Origin of the sequence: Bradyrhizobium sp. 2S1, assembly GCF_011516625.5 — a bacterium.
Classification (GTDB): Bacteria; Pseudomonadota; Alphaproteobacteria; order Rhizobiales; family Xanthobacteraceae; genus Bradyrhizobium; species Bradyrhizobium septentrionale.
In genome coordinates this window covers 5,662,594-5,677,910 of sequence record NZ_CP147717.1, presented here as the reverse complement: position 1 = coordinate 5,677,910, position 15,317 = coordinate 5,662,594, and the positions used below count along the sequence as shown (strand labels likewise).

The 15,317-nt window shown below is 64.2% G+C and carries 20 protein-coding genes; 14 read left to right on the top strand and 6 right to left on the bottom strand.

Annotated elements, in window-relative coordinates; all coding sequences use genetic code 11:
* Window positions 1-46 precede the first annotated feature (46 nt).
* The gene (locus tag HAP54_RS26885) at window positions 47-667 is read left to right on the top strand and encodes a response regulator transcription factor (protein ID WP_166305402.1); all 621 of its coding nucleotides are present in this window, start codon (window positions 47-49) and stop codon (window positions 665-667) included.
* Window positions 668-697: 30 nt separating this feature from the next.
* Window positions 698-1,537: an S-formylglutathione hydrolase gene (gene fghA, locus HAP54_RS26880; RefSeq protein WP_166305399.1), complete on the top strand. Its 840-nt coding sequence runs from the start codon at window positions 698-700 to the stop codon at window positions 1,535-1,537.
* Between the two features lie 198 nt (window positions 1,538-1,735).
* On the opposite strand, the gene HAP54_RS26875 is transcribed toward fghA, so the two are convergent.
* The gene (locus tag HAP54_RS26875; protein WP_166308442.1) at window positions 1,736-2,215 is read right to left on the bottom strand and encodes a DUF3280 domain-containing protein; all 480 of its coding nucleotides are present in this window, start codon (window positions 2,213-2,215) and stop codon (window positions 1,736-1,738) included.
* Window positions 2,216-2,392: 177 nt separating this feature from the next.
* Between HAP54_RS26875 and HAP54_RS26870 the strand changes: the two genes are divergently transcribed.
* The 6 genes from HAP54_RS26870 (at window position 2,393) to HAP54_RS26845 (ending at window position 7,249) form a co-directional block, all read left to right on the top strand.
* Window positions 2,393-3,574 (top strand): ABC transporter substrate-binding protein, encoded by a 1,182-nt coding sequence (locus HAP54_RS26870; protein ID WP_166305396.1) that lies wholly within the window; start codon window positions 2,393-2,395, stop codon window positions 3,572-3,574.
* A 14-nt stretch (window positions 3,575-3,588) separates the two neighbouring features.
* Complete coding sequence (locus tag HAP54_RS26865) at window positions 3,589-4,557, top strand: YVTN family beta-propeller repeat protein (protein ID WP_166305393.1); 969 nt, start codon at window positions 3,589-3,591, stop codon at window positions 4,555-4,557.
* Entirely contained in the window at window positions 4,554-5,375 is an 822-nt protein-coding gene (locus tag HAP54_RS26860) for an ABC transporter ATP-binding protein (protein ID WP_224741771.1), read from the top strand. The genes HAP54_RS26865 and HAP54_RS26860 overlap by 4 nt, the downstream gene beginning before the upstream one ends.
* Window positions 5,372-6,220, top strand: a complete 849-nt coding sequence (locus HAP54_RS26855) for an ABC transporter permease (RefSeq protein WP_166305390.1) — start codon at window positions 5,372-5,374, stop codon at window positions 6,218-6,220. The genes HAP54_RS26860 and HAP54_RS26855 overlap by 4 nt, the downstream gene beginning before the upstream one ends.
* Window positions 6,217-6,834 carry a hypothetical protein gene (locus tag HAP54_RS26850; RefSeq protein WP_166305387.1) on the top strand — a complete coding sequence of 206 codons (618 nt, stop codon included), beginning with the start codon at window positions 6,217-6,219 and terminating at the stop codon, window positions 6,832-6,834. The genes HAP54_RS26855 and HAP54_RS26850 overlap by 4 nt, the downstream gene beginning before the upstream one ends.
* Before the next feature lie 118 nt (window positions 6,835-6,952).
* The gene (locus tag HAP54_RS26845; protein ID WP_166305384.1) at window positions 6,953-7,249 is read left to right on the top strand and encodes a copper-binding protein; all 297 of its coding nucleotides are present in this window, start codon (window positions 6,953-6,955) and stop codon (window positions 7,247-7,249) included.
* Between the two features lie 24 nt (window positions 7,250-7,273).
* Here the strand turns inward: HAP54_RS26845 and HAP54_RS26840 are convergent, their stop codons facing one another.
* Window positions 7,274-7,828 (bottom strand): PQQ-dependent catabolism-associated CXXCW motif protein, encoded by a 555-nt coding sequence (locus HAP54_RS26840; RefSeq protein WP_166305381.1) that lies wholly within the window; start codon window positions 7,826-7,828, stop codon window positions 7,274-7,276.
* A complete protein-coding gene (locus HAP54_RS26835; protein WP_166305378.1) occupies window positions 7,825-8,706 on the bottom strand; it encodes a substrate-binding domain-containing protein in 882 nt (293 codons plus the stop codon). The genes HAP54_RS26840 and HAP54_RS26835 overlap by 4 nt, the downstream gene beginning before the upstream one ends.
* A 167-nt stretch (window positions 8,707-8,873) precedes the next feature.
* On the opposite strand from HAP54_RS26835, the gene HAP54_RS26830 reads away from it, so the two are divergent.
* Window positions 8,874-9,800: a quinoprotein relay system zinc metallohydrolase 2 gene (locus tag HAP54_RS26830; RefSeq protein ID WP_166305375.1), complete on the top strand. Its 927-nt coding sequence runs from the start codon at window positions 8,874-8,876 to the stop codon at window positions 9,798-9,800.
* Window positions 9,801-9,892: 92 nt separating this feature from the next.
* The gene (locus HAP54_RS26825) at window positions 9,893-10,669 is read left to right on the top strand and encodes a quinoprotein dehydrogenase-associated SoxYZ-like carrier (protein WP_224742040.1); all 777 of its coding nucleotides are present in this window, start codon (window positions 9,893-9,895) and stop codon (window positions 10,667-10,669) included.
* A 25-nt stretch (window positions 10,670-10,694) separates the two neighbouring features.
* Here the strand turns inward: HAP54_RS26825 and HAP54_RS26820 are convergent, their stop codons facing one another.
* On the bottom strand, window positions 10,695-11,036 hold the full coding sequence (locus HAP54_RS26820; protein ID WP_414646146.1) for a hypothetical protein: 342 nt from the start codon (window positions 11,034-11,036) through the stop codon (window positions 10,695-10,697).
* A 119-nt stretch (window positions 11,037-11,155) separates the two neighbouring features.
* Here HAP54_RS26820 and HAP54_RS26815 point away from each other — a divergent pair, with 119 nt between their 5' ends.
* From HAP54_RS26815 to HAP54_RS26800, 4 genes are read left to right on the top strand one after another with little or no spacing between them, the layout of a single operon-like run.
* The gene (locus HAP54_RS26815; RefSeq protein ID WP_224742041.1) at window positions 11,156-12,118 is read left to right on the top strand and encodes an ABC transporter substrate-binding protein; all 963 of its coding nucleotides are present in this window, start codon (window positions 11,156-11,158) and stop codon (window positions 12,116-12,118) included.
* A gap of 2 nt (window positions 12,119-12,120) precedes the next feature.
* The gene (locus HAP54_RS26810; protein ID WP_166305366.1) at window positions 12,121-12,858 is read left to right on the top strand and encodes an ABC transporter permease subunit; all 738 of its coding nucleotides are present in this window, start codon (window positions 12,121-12,123) and stop codon (window positions 12,856-12,858) included.
* Window positions 12,848-13,558: an ABC transporter ATP-binding protein gene (locus HAP54_RS26805; RefSeq protein WP_166305363.1), complete on the top strand. Its 711-nt coding sequence runs from the start codon at window positions 12,848-12,850 to the stop codon at window positions 13,556-13,558. The genes HAP54_RS26810 and HAP54_RS26805 overlap by 11 nt, the downstream gene beginning before the upstream one ends.
* Window positions 13,559-13,598: 40 nt before the next feature.
* A complete protein-coding gene (locus HAP54_RS26800) occupies window positions 13,599-13,952 on the top strand; it encodes a hypothetical protein (protein ID WP_166305360.1) in 354 nt (117 codons plus the stop codon).
* 5 nt (window positions 13,953-13,957) lie between these two features.
* Here HAP54_RS26800 and HAP54_RS26795 read toward each other — a convergent pair whose 3' ends face one another.
* Complete coding sequence (locus HAP54_RS26795) at window positions 13,958-14,194, bottom strand: hypothetical protein (RefSeq protein ID WP_166305357.1); 237 nt, start codon at window positions 14,192-14,194, stop codon at window positions 13,958-13,960.
* 96 nt (window positions 14,195-14,290) lie between these two features.
* Window positions 14,291-15,301, bottom strand: a complete 1,011-nt coding sequence (locus HAP54_RS26790; protein WP_249817801.1) for a hypothetical protein — start codon at window positions 15,299-15,301, stop codon at window positions 14,291-14,293.
* Between the last annotated feature and the right edge of the window lie 16 nt (window positions 15,302-15,317).

Below are 15,317 nucleotides of genomic sequence, written 5' to 3'. Positions count from 1 at the left end.
ACCGATGTGATGATGAGTGAGCCAAGGAAGGCCGCGGAACAACGCCATGCGCGTTCTGATTGTTGATGATCATCCCATCGTCGCCTCGGGTTGTCGCACCGTGTTCGCCGACGATCCCGAGATCATCCTGCTGGAAGCCGCGGATGCCGAGAGCGGCGAACGGGCTTTCGTCGCTGAAAAGCCCGATCTCTGCGTGATCGACATCAACCTGCCGACGGTCTCCGGCTTCGAGCTGGCGCGCCGCATCCTGTCGCACGATGCATCCGCACGCCTCATCATGTTCAGCATGAACGACGACCCGGTGTTCGCCGCCCGCGCCATCGATATCGGCGCCAAGGGCTACGTCTCGAAGACCGGCGATCCCAACGACCTGGTGGAGGCGGTGCGCGAGGTCGGCAATGGCGGCGTCTATTTGCCGCCCGCGATCGCACGCAATGTCGCCTTTGCGCGGCCGGGCTTTGCGCAGAATCCGCTCTCCAAGCTGACCTCGCGCGAGATGGAGATCCTGCGCCTGCTCAGTTCCGGCAAGAGCCTGTCGGAGATCGCCTGGCTGGTGCATTCGTCATACAAGACGGTCGCGAACACGTCATCGATCATGCGCCAGAAGCTTGGCGTGCGCACCTCGGCAGAACTCGTGCGGCTCGCGATCGAGAGCGGCGTCGCCTGACGCAGCACTCCAACCCAGAGGAATACGACAATGCAGACGGTTTCCCAGAACAAGTCGCATGGCGGCACGCAGGGCGTGTACCGGCATCCAGGCCGCGAGACCAGGACCGACATGACCTTCTCGGTGTTCGTCCCGGAGCATGCGGCCGGCGCCAAACTGCCTGTGGTCACCTACCTGTCGGGCCTGACCTGCACGCACGCCAACGTCACCGAGAAGGGTGAATTCCGCCAGGCATGCGCCGAACTCGGCCTGATCTTCGTTGCGCCCGACACCAGCCCGCGCGGCGAAGGCGTCCCCGGCGATCCCGCCAATGCTTACGATTTCGGCCTCGGCGCGGGCTTCTATGTCGATGCGACGGAGCAGCCGTTCGCGACCAATTACCGGATGTGGAGCTACGTCACCGAGGAATTGCCAAAGCTGATCGCCGAGCATTTTCCGGTCGACACGACGCGGCAATCGATCCTCGGTCACTCGATGGGCGGCCATGGCGCGCTGACGGTGGCGCTGCGCTATCCGGATCGCTATCGCGCGGCGAGCGCGTTTGCGCCGATCGTGGCGCCGTCGCAGGTGCCATGGGGCAACAAGGCGCTCGGCGGCTATCTCGGCAGCAACAAGCAGGCGTGGCGAAAGCACGATGCGGTGGCGCTGATCGAGGACGGCGCCCGCTTCTCCGATCTGCTGGTCGATTACGGCGATGCCGACGGGTTTCTCACCGAGCAGCTGCGGCCGGAGCTGCTGAAAGCCGCATGCGAGAAGGCCAACATTCCCCTCACTCTGCGGCGTCAACCGGGCTACGACCACAGCTACTACTTCATCTCGACCTTCATGGCCGATCATCTGCGCTGGCACGCCGCGCGGCTGAAGGCGTGATCATCACTTAGGACAACGCCGGTCCATCTCCGTCACCCCCGCGCAACGGCTTTGCCGTTGTCGCTGGAGGAGCCGCGAAGCGGCGTCTCGAAGGGTCGACGGCCCCGACTTTCTCCGCGCGGCTGTAGGTGGGCCGTTTATCCTTCGAGACGCGCTACGCGCTCCTCAGGATGATGGGGAAAAATCCGTGCGCGCGAGCTACCGTGCCTGCGGCGCGCCGTAATTCGGCGCGAGCAGGCGGTTGCGGACGAGGTAATTGGTGGCGCGCGACCAGGATTCGTCGGTATTGCCGCGCATGTCGGCGCTCGCCGCGGCTAGCAATTGCCCGCTATGCACGTCGCGCAGATAGAGATTGATGTTGAGGATCAGGTTGGAGACCTTCTGCACCACGCCTGTCATCACGAGATCGGCGCCCAGCTCGCCGGCCAGCTTCACATCGCACCCGCCGCAGGCCTGAAGATTGCTGCCGTGTGCCGCAGCGTTGACAGGCGCGATGTCGAGCACGCGGAACCTGCCTGATTCTGCGAGCTCCTTGCGCACCTGATCACCGGTCCGGATCAGCCGTGCCTGCTCGTCAGTCCGCGGCCCGTTGACCTCGCCTTGCAGGCTGGTGTCGATCATCTCGAGGTCGAACACCGCGAGCCTGGGCGGCTCGGCGCGCGCGGCCGCCGCAGACATCACCAGCAAAGCGACGACGAAAGCGAACGTTGATCTCATGATTGTGAACCAATCGAAATTTGTAACCTCGCAACGACAAAAAGCGGGGTTGCAAGCTAGGCCAATTCGGTCATCTTGCACGTCAACGCATGGTCCGACAATCGCCATGCCCGGTGAAGAAAGACTGCGGGAGGAGTTATGTTCCGATGGCTGATCGGCACGATCGCGCTCAGCATGATGGCGACCGGAGCGCTGGCGGCTGATCCCGTCGAGGTCCATATCGGCTATCTCGGCCACGCCGGCGTCAAATCGACGCTTTCGCTGCTCGACCAGCCGGCCGACAATGACGGCATCGCCGGCGCACGGCTTGCGATCGAGGACAACAATACGACCGGGAAATTCCTCAACCAGCGCTTTGTGCTCGACGAGGTCAAGGTCAAGGACAGCGACGACGTCGCCAAGGTCGCGACCGATCTCGCCGGCCGCAACGACTACATCATCACCGACCTGCCCGCCGATGCCCTGCTCAAGGTCGCCGATGCGCTGCGCGACCGCGGCACCGTGCTGCTGAATGCAGGCGCGATCGACGATCGGTTGCGCGAGCAGGACTGCCGCGGCAACGTCATCCATGTCGCACCGACCCGCTCGATGCTGGCTGACGCGCTTGGCCAGTACCTGGTGTGGAAGCAGTGGAAGCGCTGGTTCCTGGTGGTCGGCTCGCACGATCAGGACAAGCTCTATGCCGACGCGCTGCGCCGCGCCGCCACCCGTTTTGGCGCCAAGATCGTCCAGGAACGGACATTCGAGGATACCGGCGGCGCACGCCGCACCGACTCTGGCGTCACGCTGATCCAGCGCCAGATGCCGGTGTTCACGCAGCAGGCGCCGGCTTACGACGTGCTGGTTGCGGCCGACGAGAGCGAGGTGTTCGCGAACTATCTGCCCTACCGGACCTGGGACCCGCGGCCGGTGGCAGGCTCGGCGGGCCTGGTGCCGACCAGCTGGGACGCGGCGCATGACCAATGGGGCGCCGTCCAGATTCAGAACCGCTTCATCAAGCTGAACATGCGCCGCATGACGGCGATCGACATGCAAGCATGGACCGCCGCGCGCATGATCGGGGAGGCCACGTCGCGCACCAATTCGGGGGATCCCAGGAAGGTCATCGCCTTCCTCAAGGGCCCGGACTTCTCGATCGCCGCCTTCAAGGGCACGCGATTGACCCTGCGCAACTGGAATCTGCAGCTGCGCCAGCCGATCCTGCTGGCCGATGGTCGTATGGTGGTCTCGGTCTCGCCGCAGGAAGGTTTCCTGCATCAGGTCTCCGAACTCGACACGCTCGGTGTTGACCGGCCTGAAACGAAGTGCAAGCTGCAGTGAAGGAGAACCAACTTATGTGGCGCCGCTGTCTGTTGACCGGGATCCTGATTTGGCTTGCCGCGGCGCCGGCATCCGCTTTTGTTGCCTATGTCTCCAACGAAAAGGGCAACACGGTCACGGTGATCGACACCACGAGCTGGACCGTGACAAAAACCATCAAGGTCGGCCAGCGGCCACGCGGCATCGAGTTCTCACGCGACGGCAAATTCGTGATGGTCGCGGTCGGCGATGACGACACGATCCAGGTGATCGACACCAAGACCCAGGAGATCGTCGACACCCTGCCCTCCGGCCCCGACCCTGAACTGTTCGCCCAGGATGCCGCCGGCAAGACCATGTATGTCGCCAACGAGAACGACAACACGGTCACCGTGATCGATCTCGAGAAACGCGCCCGGATCGGCGACATCCAGGTCGGCGTCGAGCCCGAGGGCATGACGATCAGCCCGGACGGCAAGATCCTGATCAACACCTCCGAAACCACCAACATGGCGCATTTCATCGACACGGCGACGCGCCAGATCGTCGCCAATGTGCTGGTCGATTCGCGGCCGCGCTTTGCCCAGTTCAAGCACAACAGCTCTGAGTTGTGGGTATCGTCCGAGATCGGCGGGACGGTGTCGATCGTCGATCCCGTCAAGCACGAGGTGACGGGCAAGATCACCTTCGAGATTCCGGGCCTGCGGAGCGAGGCGATCCAGCCGGTCGGCATCGGCATGACCAAGGATGACAAGACGGCGTTCATCGCACTTGGCCCTGCCAACCGCGTCGCGGTGGTCGATGCCACCAGCCACAAGGTGATCAAATATCTCCTGGTCGGCCAACGGGTCTGGCACATGGACTTCACCCCGGACGAAAAATATCTGCTGGTCACCAACGGCGTCTCGAACGATGTCTCGGTGATCGACGTCGCGGCCCAGAAGGTGATCAAGACCATTCAGGTCGGCGAACTGCCCTGGGGGATCACGATCGCGCAGCCATGACCGCAACCGACGCCCATATCGCGAGCCAGCCCTCGCCGGACTCAGCCCCCGGAGCAGAAGCGGCCGTGCAGCCGGCACTGTCGATCGGCAATGTCAGCCACAGCTACGGGCCGCGGCGCGCCCTGATCGATGTCAGTTTCACGGTCGCACCGGCGAGTTTCACCGCGCTGCTGGGCCTCAATGGCGCCGGCAAGAGCACGCTGTTCTCGCTGGTGACGCGGCTGTTCGGCATCCAGAACGGCCAGATCAAGATTTTCGGCCACGACATCAGTCGGACGCCCGGTGAAGCGCTGCGGCTGATGGGCGTCGTGTTCCAGCCGCGCACGCTCGATCTCGATCTCTCGCTGACGCAGAACCTGCTCTATCACGCCGCGCTGCACGGCATCTCGCGGCGCGAGGCGCGGATGCGCAGCGCCGAGGTGCTCGGCCGCATCGGCCTTGCCGACCGCGCCGGCAGCAAGGTGCGCGACCTCTCGGGCGGCCAGATGCGGCGGCTCGAGATCGCCCGCGCGCTGCTGCACCGTCCCAAGCTGTTGCTGCTGGACGAGGCCACCGTCGGGCTCGACGTCAAGGCGCGCGCCGACATTCTCGACCATGTCCGGCAGCTCGTCACCGAACAAGGCATCGGCGTGCTCTGGGCAACCCATCTGTTCGACGAGATCATGCCGAACGACGACCTCGTCGTGCTGCATCAGGGCAGGATGCTGGCGCACGGCCCGGTGTCGCGCGTGATCGCGGAGGCCGGCGCCCAGGACGTCAACACCGCGTTCATGCGCCTGACCGGAACGGCCACACTTTCGGGGAGACCGCCGTCATGAGCAGTACGACGGTGACGCCCGAGCGAAGCGGCTTCTCGCTGTCCGAATACATCGTCTGCCTGAACGGCATCGTGTGGCGCGAGGCGCTGCGTTTCCTACATCAGCGCGAGCGCTTCGTCTCGGCGCTGGTCAGGCCGCTGGTCTGGCTGTTCATCTTCGCCGCCGGCTTCCGTCAGGTGCTCGGCATCTCGATCATCCCGCCCTATGAGACCTACATCCTCTACGAGGTCTATATCGCGCCCGGCCTGATGGCGATGATCCAGCTCTTCAACGGCATGCAATCCTCGCTGTCGATGGTCTATGACCGCGAGATGGGCAACATGCGCACGCTGCTGGTCAGCCCGCTGCCGCGCGGCTACCTCCTGTTCTGCAAGCTGCTCGCCGGCACGGCGGTCTCGCTGCTGCAGGTCTACGCTTTCCTCGTCATTGCATGGTTCTGGGATATCGCGCCGCCGACCGTCGGCTATCTCACGGTGCTTCCGGCGCTGGTGCTGTCGGGCCTGATGCTCGGCGCGCTGGGCATGCTGATCTCGGCCAGCATCAAGCAGCTGGAGAATTTCGCCGGCGTGATGAACTTTGTGATCTTCCCGATGTTCTTTGCATCGTCGGCGCTCTACCCGCTGTGGCGCGTGCAGGAAGGCAGCCCGATGCTGTATTATGTCTGCCAGTGCAATCCGTTCACCCATGCGGTGGAGCTGATCCGGTTCGCGCTGTATGGCAAGATGAACTGGGTTTCGCTCGCGGTGGTCGGCGGCTGCACGGTGGTGTTCATGATCGGCGCGATCGTGGCTTACGATCCCTCGCGCGGCCTGGTGCGCCGCGGACCCGGCGGAGGCGAGGCATGAGAGGTCTACGAATCGGACTGGGTGCGCTGTGCGCGATGGTTCTGTCGAACCAGGTCGCATCCGCCGCGGACCCGCGCTATCCGGACTGGCCTTGCGCACAGGCCAAGGTGCCCGAGATCTCGCTTGCCGCCGTCTGGGCCGGGCCGCCGCTGGGCGATGCCGAGACCAAATGGAAGGACGATCCGAAGATCAGCGCACTCGCGGCCAAGCTCGCGGCGCGCCGCATTCCACTGGAGGATGCGCAGAAGGAGATCACCGAGTTCCTGTCGTCTGCCGCGGCCGACAAGGCCAATGCGGGAAAGCTGCTGTTTGCGGGCCTGTTCAATACGCTCAACGGGCAGCGGGCCTCGGTGATGAACGGGCTCGAACGCGTGATGCGCAAACAGCGCGAGGCCGCGGAAAAGATCCGCGCCGACACGCTCGCGCTGCAGGCGCTGCAGGACGCCACACCGCCGGACCAGGCCAAGGTCGATGAGCTCGGCAATCAGCTGGTCTGGGAGACGCGGATTTTCGAGGACCGTGGACGCGTGGTGCGATTCGTCTGCGAGGTGCCGACCACCATCGACCAGCGCCTGTTCGCGCTGGGTCGGATTATTCAGCAGGAGCTGGATTGAGCCCTGCGACCGATCGCCCCGGCGGTCGTTGACATATCTCCCGGGGCGCGGCGCCGATCCGGAACAAACTGCGGCTCCGCTCGTTGTCTCCTACTATATCTGAAGTTGGGAGGCCTCGATGAGAGCAGCCAAGATCGTCATGACCGGCCTTGCGGCCGCGAGTCTGGTCACGTCAGCGGCTTTGGCCCAGCAACCCATGTCGGGAATGGTCACCAAGATTGACCGATTAAGCGGAACCATTTCGATCCAGCAGACACAGAGCGGTACCGTCGGCGCGGCTGGCGGCGCGATCCAGGAATACAAGGTACCCAAGGGACAGTCGCTGGAGGAGCTTCACGCCGGCGACAAGGTGACGTTCACCACCGCGGACGGCGACGGAGGCAAGACGATCGGCAAGCTCGACAAGCAGAAGTAGCTCGCAAACCGCGTGAGGGCGGGCTCATTGCTCGCCGTCGCGCGGCTCGGGCTCCGCATCCGCCAGCGGCAGTTTGGCGCGCCCCCACCCGTCGGTTCCATCCGGATACCACGCCACGTTGCGGTAGCCGTAAGACAGCACGCGCTTGGCGGCATTCCACGACATCCAGCAATTCTCCTGGCAGTAGATCACCAGCAGTCTCGCCTTGTCGTCGCCGGAGGCGCGGGTCAGTCCGCGTCGCAGATACGTTTCCGTCGGCGCGGCGAGCCTGCCGTAGCCGGTGTCGGGCAGCCAGATGCTGCCGGGGATATTCTGATGCGGCCGCTCGCGCCACACCGTGCCGGCGGGCAGATTTGGCTTCGGCGCGCGCGGCAGCACGTCGACGAAGGCGCCGGATTTCTCGCGCCAGATCGCTTCCGCTTCCGCGGTCGTGAGCACCTGTGCGCCGGCAAGCGTTGTCGGCACCGGCGCGCGGTAATCCTCGGTGCGATAGCCCTCGGGTTCTGCGGGATGGTCCTGCGCGCGGACAGGCGAAGCGGCGACCAACATCACCGCAAGCATGGCCGCGCGCCTGATCATGGCGATTTGGTCGCGGTCTCCGGCCCGATCGGACGGTCGTTCTCGTCGAGCAGCGGAACGCCGTAGTCGAGCAGGATCTTGTTGATCGCCGGCTGGTTCTCCTGGATCAGGCGATTGAGCTGCCGCTTCCAGTTCTGATCAGACCCACGCACGCCCATGCCGATGCGATAGACGAGCTTCGGTCCCGTGGTCTCCTTGACCAGCGGCGTGATATGCAGCGGCGGGTTGGCCTTCTTGGCGTAATAGCCCGCCATCGGTCCCCACAGGATGCCGGCGTCGATCTCACCCTTGGCGAGATCGTTCATCATGGCCTCGGCCGACGAATCGTAGCGCGTGTCGATCATCAGCGGATAGGGCTTGGCGTTGCTCATCAGACCGTTGATGGCCATGTTGGTGGCGGGCGGCGTTCCCGCAACGATACCGATATGCTTGCCCTTCAGCCGCGCGTCCTCGAGCGTCGTGACCTCGTCGAGCCCGCTGCCAGGCTTGGCGACGATCGCATAGGCCGTGCGATAGTAGGGATTGGTGCCTTGCGCGAGGTCATCGCCTTGTGGAAATCCCATGATCACGTCGCAGCGATGCGCCGCGAGCGTCATCCGCACGAAGCCGGTCGCCTGCGGAAAGAACATGTAGTCGAGCTTCTTCTGCAGTTTTTCGGCAAGCAGCTCGCCGAGCTTGTTCTCAAAGCCCTCGCCCTTTTCGTTCGAGAACGGCAGGTTGCGTGGATCGGCGCAGATGCGCAGCACTTTGGCATCGATCAGCTCGATGGAGAGTTCGCCCTGATCATTGACCTGCGCGTGCGCGATGTCGCGCCCGGCCAGACAGGCAATGAAGCCTGCAAGCGCGAGCAGAACAGGACGGTATCCGGCAATTCTCATCACGCGGTCTCCTCTCGAACGGACGCTTCGCCGTCATCCAGCAATTGCAGGGCGTACCATGACGTGCAACAGGGATAATGATCGCGACAGCGCCGCGTTGCTTGTTGCAGCGCAAACTGGCGCGCGACGACATTGATCGCGCGTCCCGGAGAAACTGAGGCTGAAACATGGCTCATGGCGGTTCGGTGCTTGCGCTGCTCCTGATGCTTTGGGCGCCGACCATAGCGTGGGCGCAAGAGGCGGAATTGCCTGTGAGCGAAGTCGCCCCCGGAATATTCGTTCACACTGGGGTCATTGCGTTGATGACGCGCGAGAACGAAGGCGCCATCGCCAATGTGGGATTCGTGGTCGGCGACAGCGCCGTCGCCGTCATCGACACCGGCGGCAGTGTCCGCGAAGGGCGGCAATTGCTCGCCGCGGTCCGCAGCCACACCGACAAGCCGATCCGCTACGTGATCAACACCCATGCGCATCCCGATCACAGCTTCGGCAACGCGGCCTTCGTGGGCGACGGGACCAGCTTCGTCGGCCACAAGACCCTGCCCCGCGCGCTGGCGACGCGCGGGCAATTCTATCTCGACGGCTTTCGGCGCACGATGGGCGACGCGTTGATCGACGAAGTCAGGATCATTCCCCCGACCGTGCTGGTCGAGGACACGCTGAAGCTCGACCTCGGCGGACGCAGCCTGACGCTGAAGGCGTGGCCGCCGGCGCACAGCGACAACGACCTCACCGTGCTCGACGAACAAACCCAAACCCTGTTCGCCGGCGATATGGTGTTTCTCATCCATATTCCCGTGGTCGACGGCAGCCTCAAGGGCTGGCTGCGTGCGCTTGACGACCTCCCGGCGATTGCCGCCGAGCGCGTGGTTCCCGGTCACGGCCCCGTGAGCGCATGGCCTGCGGCGCTCGCCGACCAGCGGCGTTATCTGGGTACGCTGGCCTCAGACGTCCGTGCGCTTCTCGCGAGCGGCAAGCCGATCACGGCAGCCGCCGAGCATGCCGGCGAAGCCGAGCGGCCGCGCTGGCAATTGTTCGACGATTACAACGCCCGCAACGCAACTGCAGCATTCTCGGAAATTGAATGGGAGTAGCTGTTGGTCCTATAATGACGCAGCTCGCATAGGATTTCGCGAACATGCCTCGACATCGCGCCCGCCTGCTTTGCATCGCCAGCTTTCTCACGATGACGCTGGGCACATCGGCTGCGCCCGCCGCCGAGGCCTATGATCCCTGGCCGGGCCTCGTCCAGGACATCTTCAGCAACCGCCCGATGAACGACGGCGGCGACGTCATCGGCATCGAGATGCCGGCGCGCGCGGAAGACGTCGCGATCGTCCCGGTGACGCTGCGTACCAAGCTGCTGCCCAGCGACAGCCGCCGCGTCGTCGCGATCACGCTTGTCATCGACGAGAACCCGGCGCCGATGGCCGCGAAATTCACGCTTGGGCCGAGCGCCAACGTCAGCGAGATTTCGACCCGCGTCCGCGTCAACAACTACACCAATGTGCACGCCGTCGCTGAACTCAGCGACGGCAAGCTCTATGTCAGCAAGGTCTATGTCAAGGCATCCGGCGGCTGTTCGGCGCCCGCCGGCAAGAACGTCGAGGAGGCGAAAAACCGCCTCGGCCAGATGCGCTACCGCCAGTTCACGAAGTCCGAACAGGGTCCGGCGACCAGCACGAGGGAAGCCCAGATCATGATCGGGCATCCGAACAATTCAGGCCTGCAGATGGACCAGGTCACGCAGCTTTACATCCCGGCCTTCTTCGTCAACGAGCTGCACATCTGGCAGGACGACAGTCCGGTGCTGGCGATGGAGGGAGGAATCTCGATTTCCGAGGATCCCAATATCCGCTTCACCTACGTCTCGAACGGCGCAAAACTCTTCCGTGCCGAAGCCAAGGACACCGACGGGCACGTCTTCGAGCACGAATGGAAGGTCGAGAATCCCGGGACCTGAGGCACCGTCGATCTCACTATAGACGTTAGAAGCACCTGACTTCGGCCTCGGCCTGGGCGCGCCTGAGGTCATTGAGGGCGTTCGCGGCCTGCTCGGACGAGCGGAACTGGCCGCCCAGATTGCCGCGCACCTGCGACATGCTCAGCACGGTCTCGGCGGTGATGTAGCGATCATAGGGGATGATCGATGCGACGACGTCGATCGAGCAGGAACATTGCTCGATCGACTGCCGGCTTTCGCCATTGGCCTTCATGCAGCCGAACACATATTCCGCCCGCGCCGAGGTCGGATAGTCGTTGACCTCCTGGGCCCGCACGCTGACGGCCGTCCCGGCGAGCACCCAGACGGCGACAATCGGTCGTAGCATGCCAGCTCCTGCCATGGTCCTGCTTCCTCTTCTCTTCGCGCAAGCTATGCTATGGATGTTGATCAGAAAAGAAAACATTCGGGGAAGTGGCACAAGAAACGATGATCATCTCTGTTCGCATGGTGTTGGCTGCGGCGGTCCTGGCGGTCATGCAGTTCGGCACCTCGTGCAACGCGGAGACCATCCGCATTGCAGCGCAGAAGACCGGAACGCTGGCCTGGGAACTGGCCGTCATTCGCTCCCATGGCCTCGACAAGAAGGCGAATCTGTCGATCGACGTCACCGAGCTCGCCAGCCCCGAGGCCGGCAAGATCGCGCTGCGCGCCGGCTCGGCCGACGTGATGGTGTCCGACTGGCCCTGGGTGTCGCGGGAGCGTTCGCTCGGCGCCAAGCTGCAGTTCTATCCCTATTCGAGCGCGCTTGGGGCCGTGATGGTCCCCGCCGCCTCGCCACTCAAGACGCTCGCGGACCTCAAGGGACGCAAGCTTGCCGTCGCCGGCGGCGCGATCGACAAGAACTGGCTGCTGCTGCAGGCCGCGATGAAGCAGGACGGCGTCGACCTGAAGTCGCAGTCGACCATCGTCTATGGCGCGCCGCCGCTGCTTACGGCCAAGACGCTCGACGGCGAGATGGACGCGACGCTCAACTACTGGAATTTCTGCGCCGCGCTTGAAGCCAAGGGCTTCCGCCGTCTCGCCGGCATGGAAGAAATCCTGCAAAAGCTCGGCAGCAAGGGCCGCATCGCAATGATCGGCTACGTGTTCGACGAAGCCTGGGCCAACGCCAACAGGGATCTGGTGGCTCGTTTCATCGCCGTGACGCGCGCAGCGAAGCAGATCCTGGCAACCTCGGACGCCGAATGGGATGCGATCGCGCCGCTCACCGGTGCGCAGGATGCCGCAACCCTGCATGCCTATCGCGACCGCTACCGCGAAGGCATCCCGCGTCGTTCGATCGCGGACGAAGAAGCGGATGCGCGCGTACTCTACCGGGTGCTGGCGCAGCTCGGCGGCCGCGATCTGGTCGGCACGGCAACCGAGCTCGATCCCGGCACATTCTATCAAGCGATCTCGGGAGACTAGCGGTGCTGCGTCTCCTGTCCTTCGCGCTATTCATCGCGACCTGGTGGATCGCCTCGCTGCTGATCGGCGATGCGAAGCTGCCGGCACCGCCGGCGGTGCTGTCCGTGCTCGTCGCCGAAGCCCGATCGGGGGCGCTGTTCGTCAATCTCGGTGCAACGCTGGCGCGCGTCGCGCTGGCCTTCACGCTCGCGATGGCGCTCGGCTCGGCGATCGGTTACCTGATGGGCCGCGTCTCGCTGGCCAACCGCCTTGGCGACCCCTGGCTGATCCTGCTGCTCAATTTGCCGGCACTCGTCGTCATCGTACTTGCCTATATCTGGGCCGGGCTGACCGAAGTCGCCGCGATCGTGGCGATCGCCATCAACAAGCTGCCGACCGCCGTCGTCACGCTACGTGAGGGCGCCCGCGCGCTCGATCCCGCGCTCGATGAGATGGCAACGGCGTTTGCCTTGCCGCGCGGCCGCGCCTTCCGACATGTGATCCTGCCGCAGCTTGCACCCTACATTGCGGCCGCGGCGCGCTCGGGACTCTCGCTGGTGTGGAAGATCGTTCTGGTCGCCGAATATCTGGGCCGGCCGAACGGCGTCGGCTTCGAGATCGGCGTCGCCTTCCAGCTGTTCGATATCCCCTTGCTGCTCGCCTACTCGCTGAGCTTTGCTGGTGTCGTTCTCGTCATCGAGACCCTGCTGGTGCAGCCGTTTGAAACCAGGCTAACGCGGTGGCGGCTCCGTGCAGCTTGAGGTCAATATCACAGGCAAGAGTTTTGCGAGCGCGGCCGGGAAACGGCACGACGTGCTCGACAACGTCACCTTCACGTTGAACGCCGGCGAGGTTGGCGTGCTGTTCGGCCCGTCGGGCTGCGGCAAGAGCACCCTGCTCAGGATCCTCGCCGGGCTCGACGGCAACTACCAGGGCCACGTCGCGCGCTCGCCCGGCATGCGCCTCGGCATGGTGTTCCAGGAGCCGCGGCTGCTGCCCTGGCGCACCGTCGAGGAGAATGTGCGGCTGGCCGCACCTCACGTCGACGACAGCACACTCTCGACGCTGTTCGAGGTGCTCGAACTGACCGTGCACCGCAACCATTTCCCCGGCGAGTTGTCGCTCGGCCTCGCCCGCCGCGTCGCGCTCGCCCGCGCCTTCGCCATCGAGCCGGATTTCCTGATCCTCGATGAGCCGCTGGCCTCGCTCGACAATGCACTCGCGGGGCGGCTGCGCGATCAGGTCGCGACTCTGGTGGCAAGCCGGAAGATGATGACGCTCCTGGTCACCCACGATCTCGACGATGCAGTCCGCCTCGGCGACCGCCTGTTCTTCCTGTCGCCGCGGCCGGCGCGTATCCTTCACGTCGAGACCATCGCCGCACCGCGCGCGTCGCGCGATGATGCCCAGATCGGAGAAATCAAGCGGCAGCTCTCACAGTTGGACCTTGCAAATATGTGAGACGCCGTCATCCTTGGACAAAGCGTAAGGGAGAAATTGGATGTCGCGCGCGTTGATTGCTGCTGGGGTTGCGTTGCTTGTGCTGCCGGGCGCGGTGCTGGCCCAAAGCAAGGGCAAGGGCATCCGGCTGTGGAATCTGACCAGCGCCACGATTTCGAGCTTCGAGCTGTCGCCGGCGGGCAAGAACGAGTGGGGTCCCAACCAGACGCTCAATGACAAGGACAAGGAAGTCGACCACGACGAGCGGCTGCGCATCACCGGCGTCGAGCCCGGCCGCTTCGACGCCAAGGTCGGCTACAGCGGTGCCAAGCAATGCTTCGTCCGCGACATCGAGATCAAGGCCGACGCCGTGTTTTCGGTTTCCGACAAGGACCTGAAGGACTGCAACAAGTAGAGCGCCTAGCCCGCCGGCGGCTCGCCACCGGTGCCGGCGCGGTCATTGCTGTGCGGATATTCACAGCGCCATCGCACGGCGGTCCATTTCGGATGCTCACCGACCCATTGCGCGATGTAGGGCGGCGCGGCCATGGCGCATTGCTGCAGCGAGCCGCTCCAGTTGAACACCAGATGCTGCTCCTCGCAGGTGGCGGGCGACAGCACGGCACATACAGTGACGATCAGATCAATCGGGTTCATGCGCGATCCCTAAGCGTGCTCATGAAATAGATAACACGACGGAATACGTAATCAGACAAGGCAGAGTTTCACAGCCCCGTGAGAGGACGTCGGAACCTAGAAGTTGAGACCGTACACCAGCCGCGCCTGATGGCGCTCAAAATTGACCAGATCGAGGGCACCGCTGCTCCCGGCGTGCTGTCCCCAGGCCTGGACGCTCCAGGTCGCGGTCAGGCGTGAGCGCTCGGAGAGCTGGAAATAGGCGGTCGGCCCGATGAACAGCGCTTGCCCGGACAATTCATCGAGCCCGATCCCCTCATACTTCCGGAAATAGCGCACTTCGCCGCCGAGCAGGATATCCGGCTTCACCTTGGCCATCAGCCCGAACGCGACGCCGACCGTGGCATCCTGCTCTGCTGTGCCGGTGCGCGGCATCCGCGTCCATTCCGGCTCATAGCTGACGTTCAAGGCCGCCACCACAAAGTTCGGGATCACTTCGCGGTCGAACGCCAGCGTGAGTTCGGTGCCGTAGCTGCGGACGGCTGCGGCCGTCACTTCGTCGACGCGGTCGGCACGTGCCTCCAACGCGACGGTCATACCGAATGGCGCCGACTCGCGATCGAGAAAGCGATAGCGGAAATCGGCCGAGACGCTCTGCCACGACAATTGGCGGCGATCGTCAAAGCCGGGGACGCGGTTGATGTCGTAGGCCGAGAACGACGTTCCGAGCGCGACGCGAAAATTCGGCGCCGGAACGAGCTCGAGCTCCAGTTCCTGACTGAGCGTGCGATACCGGCCGCCGTCCTTGGCGAAGCGCCCGGTGGCCTGAGTCTGAAACTCGCGCTCGCCGCCCCCCCCCACATCGGAGCCGATCATGAATCCGAAGATGTGCTCGGTATCAAAACCCTCGGCATAGGCGCCGAGCGGCAATACCGCGGCGACGCCGGCAACCGCCGCGCACACCACGCCCACCCAACGCCCGATCTTGATTGCGAGATTCATCGTCCCGTAGCACCACCTTGAACCGCACTGTAGGACAAAGCCGTGCGGCCCGCCAATCGCGCGGGCGATGTCGATCTCAAGGGTCCAGTGGGAAGGATGTGAGAGAAGCTGTTCGAGCGACTGCATCAGAGCCGCGAAAGTA

Coding starts and splice junctions, on each gene's coding strand:
- HAP54_RS26885 (WP_166305402.1), top strand. CDS start 47: ATGCGCGTTCTGATTGTTGATGATCATCCCATCGTCGCCTCGGGTTGT.
- fghA (WP_166305399.1), top strand. CDS start 698: ATGCAGACGGTTTCCCAGAACAAGTCGCATGGCGGCACGCAGGGCGTG.
- HAP54_RS26875 (WP_166308442.1), bottom strand. CDS start 2,215: ATGTCTGCGGCGGCCGCGCGCGCCGAGCCGCCCAGGCTCGCGGTGTTC.
- HAP54_RS26870 (WP_166305396.1), top strand. CDS start 2,393: ATGTTCCGATGGCTGATCGGCACGATCGCGCTCAGCATGATGGCGACC.
- HAP54_RS26865 (WP_166305393.1), top strand. CDS start 3,589: ATGTGGCGCCGCTGTCTGTTGACCGGGATCCTGATTTGGCTTGCCGCG.
- HAP54_RS26860 (WP_224741771.1), top strand. CDS start 4,554: ATGACCGCAACCGACGCCCATATCGCGAGCCAGCCCTCGCCGGACTCA.
- HAP54_RS26855 (WP_166305390.1), top strand. CDS start 5,372: ATGAGCAGTACGACGGTGACGCCCGAGCGAAGCGGCTTCTCGCTGTCC.
- HAP54_RS26850 (WP_166305387.1), top strand. CDS start 6,217: ATGAGAGGTCTACGAATCGGACTGGGTGCGCTGTGCGCGATGGTTCTG.
- HAP54_RS26845 (WP_166305384.1), top strand. CDS start 6,953: ATGAGAGCAGCCAAGATCGTCATGACCGGCCTTGCGGCCGCGAGTCTG.
- HAP54_RS26840 (WP_166305381.1), bottom strand. CDS start 7,828: ATGATCAGGCGCGCGGCCATGCTTGCGGTGATGTTGGTCGCCGCTTCG.
- HAP54_RS26835 (WP_166305378.1), bottom strand. CDS start 8,706: ATGAGAATTGCCGGATACCGTCCTGTTCTGCTCGCGCTTGCAGGCTTC.
- HAP54_RS26830 (WP_166305375.1), top strand. CDS start 8,874: ATGGCTCATGGCGGTTCGGTGCTTGCGCTGCTCCTGATGCTTTGGGCG.
- HAP54_RS26825 (WP_224742040.1), top strand. CDS start 9,893: ATGACGCTGGGCACATCGGCTGCGCCCGCCGCCGAGGCCTATGATCCC.
- HAP54_RS26820 (WP_414646146.1), bottom strand. CDS start 11,036: ATGCTACGACCGATTGTCGCCGTCTGGGTGCTCGCCGGGACGGCCGTC.
- HAP54_RS26815 (WP_224742041.1), top strand. CDS start 11,156: ATGGTGTTGGCTGCGGCGGTCCTGGCGGTCATGCAGTTCGGCACCTCG.
- HAP54_RS26800 (WP_166305360.1), top strand. CDS start 13,599: ATGTCGCGCGCGTTGATTGCTGCTGGGGTTGCGTTGCTTGTGCTGCCG.
- HAP54_RS26795 (WP_166305357.1), bottom strand. CDS start 14,194: ATGAACCCGATTGATCTGATCGTCACTGTATGTGCCGTGCTGTCGCCC.
- HAP54_RS26790 (WP_249817801.1), bottom strand. CDS start 15,301: ATGCAGTCGCTCGAACAGCTTCTCTCACATCCTTCCCACTGGACCCTT.